We start from the raw sequence: 13,841 nt of genomic DNA, 5'->3' as shown, positions 1-13,841 counted from the left end.
CTGACGGGACTTCCTCTTTATAACTGCTGTTCCGGCTTTTTCTTCTGCATATTTCTGTTTTTCCAGCCTTTTTCCATATTTCTTTGTGTGGTTTTCAATCTGCCAAGCACTGAAGATTTTTCTATTTTCCATTTTCGACCTTCTGACACTCTGCCTGTATAATTGACTGACCTTCTCGGCAAATCTGCCACCTGATCTACTTCTTTCTCCTGATCTTGCGGCATTTCCTTTTCATCCATATTCAAAAGGGAGTTCAGTTCTGCAAGCCTTTCCATCTTCTCCTGCAATTCCTTTTCTTTTGGAAAAGGCTTCGCAGCTTCCTCCTGTGCTGTTTCCAACTGCTTCTGCAGTGTTTCCAATTTTTGCTCTGTTTCTTCCATTTTCTTCTCAATTCCACTTAACGCATTACTGATACGCTGTAAATTTCCAAAAATATCCTTTCCCATCTCAATCAGATAACTGCATTTTCTCTTAATGGTCATAATGTACCGTTGATTAAACGCATCAAATTTTGCGTATAAAGAAAAGTCATGAAACGTTCCTATTTTTCCCTCTGTATGAATAGCTTTTAGTCCTTCACATGCTGCCAAAAGTGCGGTTCCTGCTTCTTTTTTATCCGTAAAGGTTTTATTGGAAACAATCATGGAAAAATCTTCGTTCTCAAAAATAGGACGGACGGCTTCTGCATCGGAACGAAGCCCCGCAAGGCGTTCTTTCTGTGCTGCAATCTGCATTGGATAATTCTTTGCAATATCCGTTTCCAGTTTATATTTCTGGCTGGTATGGTTTGCTTTTAATAATTTCAATTTACTTACCTGTATATCCAGATCCATTTTTTCTTTGATATAAGGGTTTCCTGTTGCCAGTGCCTTAATTTCTGCATACGACAATGCTGTGTCATCGACATCTTCACAGGCACGAACAGGGGATTTGCTTGTCATAATCTGGGAAATAAATTTCTGTTTATTCTCCAAAATCTGCCACATATACGCATCAAAGGTATTCTCTGTCACATACCGGAAAATCTTTACTTTTTTATTTTGATTGCCTTGCCGCAAGATTCTTCCCTCCTGTTGTTCCAAATCTGCGGGCTTCCAGGGGCAATCTAAATGATGAAGGGCAATCAGGCGATCTTGAATGTTCGTACCTGCCCCTAATTTCGGGGTAGAACCCAGTAAAACCCTGACCTGACCGGAACGCACTTTTGCAAAAAGTTCTGCTTTTTTTGTTTCCGTTCCTGCTTCATGAATAAACACAATTTCCTCTTTTGGTATCCCTTTTGTTACCAGTTTTTCCCGAATATCATCATATACATTAAAAGAACCGTCACTTTTTGGTGTTGATAAATCACAGAAAATAAGCTGTGTGGAAAGCTGCCCCTTTGTTTCTTCCCAAATAGAAAAGGTATTTTCCACACAACGGTTAATCTTGCTGTCTTCATAATCTGGAAGCATATCATTGATAAGACGCTGATCCAACGCACATTTTCGTCCATCATTAGTGATTTTAAGCATATTATCAACGGAAGCGTCCACACCTCCACTTCTTACAATTTCCGCACGTTCCCCAAATGCTGCCACTAATTCCTGCTGTTCTTCACTTGGCTTTAACACTTCATTGATATATTCTGCTTCCGGCACAGGCAAATGCAGCATATCTGCAGTCTGAATATCCGCACTTTCTTTAAAAAGAGAGATCAATTCCGGAAGATTGAAAAAACGGGCAAACCGTGTTTTTGCACGATAGCCCGTTCCTTCCGGTGACAACTCCACTGCTGTCACCGTTTCTCCAAAAGTTGCTGCCCAAGAATCAAAATGTCCCAACTGCAACTTTTGCAAAGTATCATATTGTAAATACCGCATAATGGTATATAGTTCCGTCATACTATTCGAAACGGGAGTTCCTGTGGCAAAAGTAACACCCTTTCCTCCCGTCAGTTCGTCCATATATCTGCATTTCATAAACATATCTGAACTTTTCTGTGCGTCAGTCTGTGCAATCCCTGCAGTATTTCGCATTTTTGTATAAAGGAACAAATTTTTGTAAAAGTGACTCTCGTCTACAAACAGTCTGTCTACCCCTAACTGCTCAAAAGTCACCACATCATCTTTTCGGGTATCATCGTTTAATTTTTCCAGTCTTTTCTCTAGACCTTTTCTCGTTTTTTCCATCTGTTTTATGGTGTAACGTGGACTGTCATCACTTTGTGCTTCTTCGATTGCCAGCATGATTTCTTCTATCTGCTGTTCAATCATTGCCATCTGACGTTCTTTTGACAGTGGAATACGCTCAAACTGGCTGTGTCCAATGATAATTGCATCGTAATCTCCTGTGGCAATCCGAGAACAAAACTTCTTTCGGTTCGCTGGCTCAAAATCCTTCTTGGTAGATACCAACACATTGGCTCCCGGATATAACCGTAGGAAATCACTTCCCCATTGTTCTGTCAGATGATTCGGTACAACATAAAGATTTTTCTGAGAAATACCAAGCCTCTTACTCTCCATTCCCGCTGCGATCATTTGAAAGGTTTTTCCAGCCCCTACGCAGTGTGCCAGCAATGTATTTCCTCCATACAATATATGGGCGACTGCATTTTTCTGATGTGGCATCAGTGTGATTTCCGGTGTCATTCCTACAAATTGAATATGACTTCCATCATATTCTCTGGGACGGATACTGTTAAAAATCTCATTATATTTCTTACACAAGGCTTCCCTTCGGTCTATATCACGAAAAATCCACTCCTTAAATGCTTCTTTAATCATATCCTGCTTTTGCTGTGCCAGCATAGTTTCTTTCTTATTCAATACTCTGTGTTCTCCGTCAGCGTCCTGTATGGTATCATAAATCTTTGTATCCCGCAGATTTAACGCATCTTCCAGCAAACGATAGGCATTTGCACGGGCTGTTCCATAAGTAGCAGTTACCCTTGTATTTCCAAACGTATCCAGCGATTTCCCTGAAATATTCCACTGTCCGTTTACCGGGGCATATTTTACCTCAATCCGGCTTCCAAGATAATAGTCTGGTGTCTGAAATAGTTCTCCCATAAACTCGGTGATATACTCTGCGTCCACCCACGTTGCACCAAGTCGGATTTCAATTTCTGATGCTTCCAATTCTTTTGGCTGCACTTTTTCAAGTGCCTGCACATTCACCTGATAGCGATCCTGATTTTCAGCAAATTGTTTTGCTACTTCCAGCTTTACCCGGACATTCCCTGATAAATATTCATCTGAAGTTTCCCACTTTTCCGTCAATGGATTTTGGAAAATAACTCCGGTTAATTCTTCAATAATCTCTGCCTCCGGCTTTCCTGTCAACTCTGTCATAAAGGACAAATCTATTTTTGCACGTTCTGCCAAAGACAAAGCAAGCGCTTCGCTTGCAGTGTCCACACGTTCTATCGGTTCTGCTTTTCGGATTGTACGCTTATGAAAAATATCTGCTTTTCTTTTTAACTTCCCCTCTTCGTCTAAAAATTCCAGAGAAGCAAGCAGACAATAGCTGCTGTCCTGTGAAAATGCCCGACGGTTTGCAGTGCTGTTGAGCAGTCCATATTTCTCTGTAAAAGTATCATAGGTTTGGTTTAATTCCTTTTGAAGATTCTTGATTTTCTCCTCACTGGCATCTTCCATCTGGCTGTCAATCAACTTTCTGGTAATATCCCGAATCTCTATCATGCCTATGACACGTTCTGTTGTTACAGCAGGTAAATCCATACGGTTCATTCTGGAATTTTCCCGATAATACACCTGTTCTCCAACCTTTGCAAAACTGAAATTCTTCACAGACGGATCAGCCAAAATGGAGTCTTCTGTTTCATTTAAGTCCAATTCGTCAAATTCTCTGACTGTAATCTGCCCTTGAATAAAAGGAATAACCGCTTTTAACTGTTCTTCCAAAGAATTTTCTTTTTTCGGCTTTACTGTAACTTCCATTCTTCCATACTGATTGCTCTCAAGCGCAAAGTCCCCCAGCACCATTTCCGGATGTTCTACAAAATAAGAATTGATTTTATATCCCTCTTCTGTTTCTCCCACTTCCACCCAAGAAGGCTTCTGCAGCACTGCCCGATCCAGTTTTTGGAAAAATAAAATATCGGATACTACATCTGTTCCGGCATTTTTGCGAAACGCATTTTCCGGCAAGCGGATTGCACCTAATAAGTCTGCTTTCTCTGCAAACTGCAATCGCACTTTTTCACTCTCTTTATCCATCGTCCTGCTGGAAGTGATCACTGCTACTACACCTCCAGGACGTATCAAATCTAAGGACTTTACAATAAAATAGTCATGAATCATCAGAGAATACTTATCATATTTTCGGTCTGATACCTGATAATTTCCAAATGGCACATTGCCAATCACGCAATCAAAAAAACTTTCCGGATATTCTGTTTTTTCAAATCCTTTTACCTCTATCCGGTTCTTTTGATAGAGCTGACCTGCAATCTTTCCAGAAATCGGATCTAATTCTACACCATACATCTGGATATTCTGCATACTCTCCGGCACAAGCCCCATAAAGTTTCCCACACCACAGGAAGGCTCCAGTACATTTCCCGTAGATAAGCCCATATTTTCTAAAATCTGATACATGGCTTTGATCACCGTAGGCGGTGTATAAAAAGCATTTAACGTAGAAGAACGTGCCTCTTTATATTCATTTTCACTCAACAAACCTTTTAGTTCCTGATATTCCTGACTCCACTCTTCTTTTCGGTCATCAAATGCCGCTGAAAGACCACCCCAGCCAACATATCTGGATAAAATTTTCTGCTCTTCCGGTGTTGCCAAACGATTTTCTGCTTCCAGCTTTTTTAATAAAGAAATTGCCTCTATATTTCCACGAAACTTTTTTTTTGGACTTCCAACTCCCAACGCATCGTCTGTAATCTGAAAGTTATTCTGTTGTTCTGCACTTTTTTTCTGCTGTGGGGCAACATCTTCCTCTGTCTGATTTCGTTTTTGTGGAACAGCCGTTATGATTTCTCCATCTGCACCTATCACATCTATCGTATCTCCAACCTCCGTATTAGACTGCGATAGGATTGGTTCTTTCGATTTTTCTGTATCAATTGGTTCTGCCTGCATAAAATCAAACAGTGACAATTGTTGCTCTCCATACGCAACAGATATTTCTTTTTGCCGCTCTGGAAACAGCGTATACGTCCCTTCTATATACTGATGAAGAATTACAAGGGTTTCCACACGCTTTTCATAGTTCTCAAATTCTAACGGCAAGGCTGCAATGGCTTCATCCATTTTTTTGACCAGTTCTTCCGCTGTTTCTTCCTGCTCCAACAGAAGCGGTAACTCCCGTCTTGCTTCTTCCCCCAAAAAACTATCTGGAAACGGGCGTTCAATTTCCTCTGGCAACCGATAATAAAAGGAAACAATACGCTTTGCCAGTTGTTCTCTCTCATAAGAGGGCATTCTTGTATAATCTTCCGCCTTTAAATAAAAATCCTGATCAATCAAAAACTCAATACGCTTTGCCACCTGTGTCCATTTCAAAAATACCGTAGACTCCGGGTGACTATAAGAGCCTCTTTCCAGCTTTAATCCTTTGCCATCGTAATCCGCATGAGAGTAATCTGCACCGGAAAGGGCATGACTTCTTCCACCAATTCCATAACTTTCCTTTACAAAATCCGCTTTCTCTCTTTCACTTTTGTCCTGAATAAAAAAAGCATAGGTACTAAGCCTTCCATCACAATAAGAGCCGCCACCAGCTAAAAACGCATCAATCTCATCTTGTGTGATAAAAATGGGATGTTCCTCCCAAGCAAACCCTTCTCTTGCCTGATAAGGAACTGCCTCTTTTGCAAATTTCTGAAACTGTTCTAACACTTTGTCCGGACGGTAAAAATGAAAGCGCATGATTTCTTTATCCTCTTGGTAATACTCTGCCAGTGCTTCCAATCGCTCATTCAAATCTGCCAAATACCCCGGCTGCTCCAGTAATGCACAGACCTTTTCTGTAACCGTCGGAAAGGTATTGTGGAATACTTCTGTATCTTCAAATACCAGTTCTGCAACGCCCTCTGCCATATCCCGTTCCATATAGATTAAAGCGTCTGCATGTTCTTTCAGCGCATTTTCTCTCGCAGCATCTAAGACAACCTGTGGTGCATACTCTCCCTGTCTGAGCAACTGGTGTATTCTTCCACTGACTTCCTCCCAAGATAAGAATACTTTATCTAATACGGTATCATGTACCGTATGTCCCACTGCAAGCTGCATACCTAATTCATCATACCAGACCGCATACTCCCTGCCTGAAATCTGTAACCCAATACCGCCTTTTCCATATTCTTTTTGGACAAATTCTGTATACGCTTCTTCTGGCTGCTCAATCATAAAATTATAGATGATCCGTAAATGGCTTCCAGTCCGGTTTCCTCCATAGCGCAATACTTCATCTACGATTTTTGCTGGAATTGTCACTTCTTTTGCATAAAGAGCAACCTGCCTTTCTTCAATTTCACGAATCTGTTTTTCTACGGGAGGTAATAGGGGCAAAGAAAGAGCAGAGGCAATTTCTTCCTCTGCTCCATCGAAATCCTGTTCTGTTTGTTCCTCGCTTAATTGTATACCAATTCCGTCAAAACGCTCTCCTCTGCCATCTGCTGGAGATTGTTCATGTGTGCCACCCACTTCATCTGATCTGCCTCCTTGTCCGGAGCCGGATATTGAATAAGAAGTCCATTCATCAGAACTTCCATTCTCTCCTGTGCTGCTTTCTCGATTTCCATCAGATGTTTCTCCAATTTTCCTGTCAGCAGCATGCTCTGATACCAGTTCTTCCGGTTTTCCTTCAGGAATGTCTTCCGAAGCATTCCGTACTTCCCGATGTTCACTGGTTCGTTTTCTATTGTCAAGTTCGGAAACAGGTAATCCCCTTTGCGGTAGTATGTCAGTTCCATTCTCATTTCCTCCATTTTCTTCACTTTCTTGCATTAACGTGTTAAATTCATTATAATGTGTCCGAGAAGAATTTTCAACCCTTTTTTGAGATTTTTCCTTTTGTTCTTCCCAGTCCATTCTCCATACTGTCCGCCCAATATCCCGAAGAATCGGCTCTACAATCTGATTGGTTGCATTTCCTAAAAATGGAAGGACTGACATCGAACGAAAATCTGTAATTGCAATAAAATCTCCTTCTTCTAAAACGTCCATAGGATCAAGACCGCAGCGGCGTGACAAAGAATAAAAGATACTGTTTTGCAGCAACTCCCGAAACTCTGTCTGTATGGTCTGTTCATCCAAATCTTCTAAAAAAGTGCCTTCTACTTCATATTCCAGACCTTCCATTGCTTCTTCCAGATTTTCCTCTGTCATATCTCGTGCAATTTTCCAAAGTGCCGACGTAAGGGCAACGGTATCTTCTCCTGCCAGACCATATACCTCAGACAAATGATCCAAAAGCGGCTCCTTTTGATGTTCCTTCAACTGCCATAAATACGGTGTTTTTCCACCCTGCACTTTATGTGTATCAGAAACATCAAATACATACCGTAGTCTTTTTTTCGGGTATCTGTCATCAATTAAAGCAATCCCTTTTGCTCCCCGGTTTACCCACCGTTTCATTTTGTGATTCCAAATTTCCAGCTCTGCACAGGCAGTTGCCCCCGGACGCTGTGCATGAATTAAAAGTGTATCAGAAAAAGAGTAACGGTACAGTTGTGATGCAGTATCCAGATAATGCAGCCAATCTCTTGGAGAACTGCTGATTTTTTCCGCTTCATATTGGGCAAGCCCCAAAATCTCATAGAGTTTTCCCATGAACAATCCCTCCTCTTCTTTCTATTTTCTTTTTGGAAATTCCATTTTAAAGCTTGCCCTGTCCCCTTGCAGTTCCAGCAATAAGTCTGCTGTAAATTTCTTTCCCGTCCTCTGGGAATAAAAATCAGTCACACGGGCTTTCCCATGCTCTAAAAGTTCCTTTGCCATTTTCTGATCCAACGTCTTTTTCATTCCAACGAGATAACGGCTCTCTTTCCAGAGGGCAAAATTGCAATCATGGGAAGAACAATAAAAATTCTTTTTCCCTTCATACACAGGACTTCCACATACCGGACATTTCCCGATACTTTCTTTTTCGTAAAAACGGTATCGTTCCTCTTTTGGAATTTCCCTGCAACCTGCAATCAATTTCTGGACAAATTCCGTAATGTCCTCCATAAATGTTTCACTGGTAACTTCCCCTCTCTCCATACGAAGTAATTCATTCTCCCATTCTGCTGTTAAAACCGCTGATTTTAATTCTTCTGGCAATACAGAAATCAATGCAATTCCTTCTTTCGTAGGAAGAAGCTGTTTCCCCTTTCTTACGGCATATCCTGAAGACACTAATTTCTCAATAATGCCCGCTCTTGTTGCAGGAGTTCCTAATCCTTTCTTCTCGGTTTCCACATCAAAAGAATGATTTCCGGCTGTTTCCATTGCAGAAAGCAGAGTATCTTCAGAATACGGTTTTGGCGGTGCTGTAAAACGCTTTCTCTTTTCCGGTGTCCTTCCTGCTATTTCCATTCCATCTGAAATATTTTCCGGAATAGAAACCTTTTCTTCTTTTTCTCCCATTTCTTCTGTTTTTCTCACATTTTCCTGAAACGCTTTCAAAATTTTTTGAAAGCCCGGTTCCACCACCCTCTTCCCTTTTGTTGCAAAAAGGTGATCTGCACATTCTGCTGATACTTCTGTTTCTTCAAAAATTGCCGCTTCTGAAACTGCCTGTGCTAATCTCTGTCCAATCAGATAGAAAATATCCTTCTGTTTTTTCGATAAAGCCCCTATATCCTGTTTCCATGCTTCTTTTGTTGGAAGGAGCGCATGATGATCGGAAACCTTCTGGTTATTGATGATTGCCCCTACATTCCTCCCTACCAGCTCCCTGCTACAAAAAGGAAGCATATCTGAAAGAATATCCAAAAGTTCCAGTACAGACTGTTCCATATCTTCTGTAATATATTGGCTGTCTGTTCTGGGATACGTTACCCATTTTTCTTCATACAGTTTCTGCAGCTCTGTCAATGTTTCCTGTGCCGTATATCCAAAAAATCGGTTTGCTTCTCTTTGCAGCGTAGTAAGATCATATAGCTTTGGTGGATTTGTCTTTTTCTGTTTGCGTTCCACCTTTAAAATATGAATGGGGTTTCCTTCGCACATTTTTACCAGTGTATCTGCCTCTTCTTCTTTTTTCATTTTTTCTGATGTAACAAAAAAATCAAGCACCGGAAGTTCCACCTGATAATAGGCTTCTTTCTCAAAATTTTCCACTTTCTTCTGACGTTCCACTAACATAGTAAGAGTGGGCGTCTGTACTCTTCCTACGACCATTCTCTTATAATAAGTAGTTGTAAATGCTCTGGTGGCATTCATACCAACAAGCCAGTCCGCTTTTGCTCTGCAAACAGCAGCTTCGCACAGTCTTTCATACTCTTTTCCATTTTTCAAATTGGAAAATCCATCACAAATTGCCTGTTCTTCCATAGACTGATCCATAATCTTTTCACCGGAAGGCTACTTTTCGATAAATCATACACTCTTTTAAAGATCAGTTCCCCTTCTCGACCTGCATCACAGGCATTTACGACATATTCCAAATCTTTTCGGTTTAATAATTCTTTTAATACATCAAACTGCTCTTTTTTATCTTTGGCAATCCGTAACTCCCATGCCTTTGGAAGAATTGGAAGGTCTGCAAACTCCCATTTCTTATACCTTTCATCATATACTTCCGGAGCTGCATACTCTGCCAAATGTCCCAGACACCAGCTTACGATACAGTCCTCTCCTTCCAGATAACCGTCCGCTCTTTTCTTTGCCCCTAATACTTCTGCCAATGCCTGTGCAACACTGGGCTTTTCTCCTAATACTAAAAACATATTGTTCCTCTCCTTTTCAAAAAGGACAGCCTTTTCATAAGCTGTCCCTGTTTTGTTCTATTCTTCTGTTTCTTCTGCGTCCTCTGTATCTTCATCTTCATTGATATACGGACCGTTATAAAATTCTAAATCTTCATCTTCGGCATCTGTTTCTGCCTTTTTCGGTTTTGCCACCTTAAAATAGTAATAGGCTCCAGCGCCGCCTGCCGCAAGTAAACCTATTGCAAGCAGTACACCCGTCTGATTTTCTGCCTTATCTGCTTTTTTCTCCGGCTTTTCTGCCTCCGGTTTTTTCTCTGTTTCCGGAATGACCACCGACGGGGTTTCTGTTTGCGGCTTCTTTTCTGGAACAAATTCTGCCAGATCATTTTCATCTACCATAGAAAGCATATATACATTTTCGGTAGAACTGGATCGGTCTAAAACAAGAAAAAAAGTATTCCCGTTCTTTGTCTGAACTGTCAAAAACTGCTTTGTGCTGTCATTATTCTTATCGTCCAGAATCTGCCCATTCCCCGGAACAGAAAACGGTGTTCCTTCTTCCGTCTGCCCCTCCTGTGGCGCTGGTGTCTGCTCTGGTATCGGAGTAGGCGTTTCCGTTCCCTGCCCTGGCGGTGTTCCTTCCCCTGTATATGCAAATGCTGTCGCACCGGTACTACAAACAATTCCCATACTTACGATACAAGCTGCCAGCCATTTTTTAAACTTTACTTTCACGATTTATTTCCTCCTTTGTTTCCTCTTTTTCTGAAAAATCACTTTTACGTGGATTTTCGTAATTATTCCCGGTAAACTGAAACTCTCCTTTCTGCAGTTTTTCCAAAACCTGCAAAAGCTCCCGACTCTCAAGGTTCATGGAACGGATACTCTTTAAAATTTCTGTATCTTCCAACTGTTTCTTCTGGATCAGCAGCATTTTCAAATGTTCCTGCCATTGTGTAATCTTTGTTTCTGTTTTTTCAATTTCATCTAACACTTTTTGTAACTTCTTATTCAATATCCTGCCTCCATCTCTTTTTAAGGAAGTCTGCCAAATGCCATAAAATGTTGCTGCCAGTATGGGGTACTGATATTTGCATACTGAATGGGATCACCACAGTGGATCATCACTTGATTGCCTACATAAATCCCCACATGGCTTGCTCCCGGCGTATCATACGTGCCTTGAAAGAAAATTAAATCTCCCGGCTTTGCCTGTTCCGGCGGAACATAAGCACAACAGGAACGTAACCCGTCAGCAGTCTGTCGTCCCACATTCCAGCCATTGCCACAATTATTGATTACCCATGATACAAATCCGGAACAATCAAAACTGGTGCTTGGAGATGCACCGCCCCATACATAGGGATAACCCAAATATTTTTCTGCTTCCCGGATCATATTGGCAAAGCGTTCATCCGTCAAAGCCTCCGGTGGAATTTCATACCCAAAACCGCCATTTCCTCCACCCATTGGAATGGTATTTTTATCAAAGAGATAGTCCCGATTTCCATAAGTGGTATTATAAATGTCATAGCGTTTTTCTTCATTTTCGTCCATGCGGCTGCGAAGGACAGCGTCCATGCCTTTATTTGTCAAGGTAATGTCCATACGGTTTACTTCCTGTGTTGTTGTAACTTCAATCTCATTTTTTCCATTACTGTCCGCAATAAAAGCCTCCCAAGTCTGATGTCCATGTGCAGAAGCCGCCGCATGATTATCATAATAAACATCAAACTGAACTCCATAACGGGCAAATGCTCCCGTATCTTCCACTGTATACTCCACACCATTCATGACAACCTTTGTTCCAATGGGTACAAACGGATTATTGGCATCTACTGCAATGGTATGATTTGCTTTTGGATAGACACCGCTTGCTGTCGGACCGCCTGACCAGCTTCCGCAGCAAATAGAACAGTTACAATATCCACTGGTTACAACCTTTCCAAGAGATTCTCCTACTTTTACTTTCTTTGTTTCTGTTACAACCTCTTTGGTTGCTTCTGTCGTTAAATGGTATTGCTGTTGAAAGATTTCTTCTATTTCTCCTGCCACCTGTTCATAAGTAAAGTCCCCATATAAGGCTGTAAAATAAGAAATCAGGTGATACGGATTGTGTGAAATCTCGTCCACCTGATAGCGGTATTCCTCGTAGCCCTCATGTCGGGCTTCCATACTGTTAATCTGTTGATTCAACTCTGCTTCTAATTTGGAGTAAGCAGCTTCTACGGCATAAATATCTTCATCATCACTGGCATAGGTTGTCCCTACAACTGTCGAAACAGTCCCTTGAAATACCGCACTGCAACTGGACATTCCCACACCTATCATCAGGACAAATAGAAGAATCGCAATCACAATTCCCAGAAATCCCTTATGTGTCTTAAAAAAGGAAGTTACAATGCTCTTCGCTTTTTCTAAAAAAGTCTGCGCTGTCTTTGCTGCCTCCGCAGTTGTCTTTTCTCCCTGCTGTGCTGCCTGCCTTGCTTTTTTATAGCGTTGTTTTTGCCAGAAGCGGTTTAACAGATGTTTTCTCTCCTGTGCCTGTTTCCCTGCTCTCTCTGTTTTTATATTGTCTGCAGTTCCCTGCACAGAATTAAAATGCAAAGAATTTTTTACGGATTCTTCCTCTTTATATCTTCCTTTATGATACTGTGCCTGTCGTCTTGATTTTTTTACAGCATAACGTAAGGCTTTTTCACTTAGTATTCCGGATTGCTTTGCCCCCTCTGTCGCTGCATTTTCATCTGTTTCCTGTGTTTGCAAAGAGTTTTCAATGGTACTGGCTGTTACAGAAATTCCTTTTTTTGCAATTCCCATTCCTGCACCACAAATCATGCCATTTCCCTCATCAGAAAAAGAAAGTTTCTTTTGGGAACGTGCTGTTTCTTCTTGCAATCGCTTCTTCTTTTGTTTCTTCTCCCGAACATGTTCTAAAGAGTTATCCTGAGGTTTCCTTCCCTTTTCCTCTTCTGGATTGACCGAATTTTCTCCCTCTGTTTTTCTCTTACGGGCATGTTCCTGTACCAGCTTTTTCTTACGGCTGTCCCGTTGCGAACTCTCACTCTCTAAAGATTGGTTCTTTGCTTTTCCCCGAAGATTTCCCATGCGGAGAGAATGTTCTGATAATTCTTCCTTTCCATTCTCTCCTTCCACTTTCTTCTCCGGCTCTGAAATGGTAACAGGTTCTCTGGTAAACTTTCCATCTGCGTCTTCTTCTCTGTGACCTGCAAAGTTTCTCAACGTGTTTTGTTTCTTTTTTCTTTGTCCGGCTGAAACTTCCTGCTTTTCTTTCTCTGCAGACACGGTTTCTTTATCCGTTATATGTTTTTCCAATAGTACCTTTTCAATCGGTCTATCCCGTGCCAGCCCCTTTCCTTCCTGTCTGATCTTTGTTTTTTCCTCACGTTCTATCTCCCGGACTGGCTTTTCTCTTGCCTGATATTTATGTTCCTGCATTGTGTATCACTTCCTTTTTCTCTGCTTTATCCTAAGCGCCTTTTCCTGCGTGTTTTTCCAAATCCGAGGTCTGGTTGTCATAAGCGAATATAAGCGCAGATTATGATTAAAACGGTCTTTAAAAGGAATGATGACATTTCCATAAAAAATCAGTCCTTCTCCTTCCCCGCTATTTGTCACATAGGAAAGCTGATGCGGAGAAATGTTCAGTTGCTTTGCTAAAATCTGTCTATCTCCCGCTGCCTGATTCAGCATATAAATGAAATCAGAGTTTTCAAAAATATTCTCAATTTCACGGCTGGCAAGGAGATCTTTAATGTTCTGCGTAATTCCTGTTGGTATCTGTTTGTGATTAACAGACAGTTTTTTATCTGTCCCTCCGGAGTTTTCACTCATTTTCATCGGAATGTCCTTTCATTCCCGGCATAGCATATCTTTTTGTCCTGTGTTTTTACACAAGCCGAAACGACAGCGGAGCCTCGTGGAGCCATTATATTCCCAAACA

Annotated in this window: 5 protein-coding genes and 1 pseudogene; all 6 read right to left on the bottom strand. The window is 41.3% G+C overall.

Annotated elements, in window-relative coordinates:
• Nucleotides 1-17: 17 nt before the first annotated feature.
• The gene (locus DXA18_RS15950; RefSeq protein WP_118382359.1) at nt 18-7,793 is read right to left on the bottom strand and encodes an N-6 DNA methylase; all 7,776 of its coding nucleotides are present in this window, start codon (nt 7,791-7,793) and stop codon (nt 18-20) included.
• A 21-nt stretch (nt 7,794-7,814) separates the two neighbouring features.
• A pseudogene (locus tag DXA18_RS01510) lies at nt 7,815-9,895 on the bottom strand (DNA topoisomerase 3).
• A gap of 57 nt (nt 9,896-9,952) precedes the next feature.
• Nucleotides 9,953-10,612, bottom strand: a complete 660-nt coding sequence (locus DXA18_RS01505; RefSeq protein ID WP_118382358.1) for a CD1107 family mobile element protein — start codon at nt 10,610-10,612, stop codon at nt 9,953-9,955.
• The gene (locus tag DXA18_RS01500) at nt 10,596-10,892 is read right to left on the bottom strand and encodes a DUF4315 family protein (RefSeq protein WP_118382357.1); all 297 of its coding nucleotides are present in this window, start codon (nt 10,890-10,892) and stop codon (nt 10,596-10,598) included. The genes DXA18_RS01505 and DXA18_RS01500 overlap by 17 nt, the downstream gene beginning before the upstream one ends.
• 20 nt (nt 10,893-10,912) lie before the next feature.
• Nucleotides 10,913-13,336, bottom strand: a complete 2,424-nt coding sequence (locus DXA18_RS01495) for a C40 family peptidase (protein ID WP_118382356.1) — start codon at nt 13,334-13,336, stop codon at nt 10,913-10,915.
• 6 nt (nt 13,337-13,342) lie between these two features.
• Nucleotides 13,343-13,738, bottom strand: coding sequence for a conjugal transfer protein TraE (locus DXA18_RS01490; RefSeq protein WP_118382355.1), 396 nt, complete (start codon nt 13,736-13,738; stop codon nt 13,343-13,345).
• Between the last annotated feature and the right edge of the window lie 103 nt (nt 13,739-13,841).

The organism is Dorea sp. AM58-8 (assembly GCF_003464045.1).
GTDB classification, from domain to species: domain Bacteria; phylum Bacillota; class Clostridia; order Lachnospirales; family Lachnospiraceae; genus Claveliimonas; species Claveliimonas ammoniilytica.
The sequence above is the reverse complement of the archived record's forward strand: the minus strand, read 5'-3'. Positions and strand labels throughout refer to the sequence as shown.

What these genes read in the sequence shown, in the direction of transcription:
- DXA18_RS15950 (WP_118382359.1), bottom strand. Translation starts at nt 7,793, where the DNA reads ATGGGAAAACTCTATGAGATTTTGGGGCTTGCCCAATATGAAGCGGAA.
- DXA18_RS01495 (WP_118382356.1), bottom strand. Translation starts at nt 13,336, where the DNA reads ATGCAGGAACATAAATATCAGGCAAGAGAAAAGCCAGTCCGGGAGATA.
- DXA18_RS01490 (WP_118382355.1), bottom strand. Translation starts at nt 13,738, where the DNA reads ATGAAAATGAGTGAAAACTCCGGAGGGACAGATAAAAAACTGTCTGTT.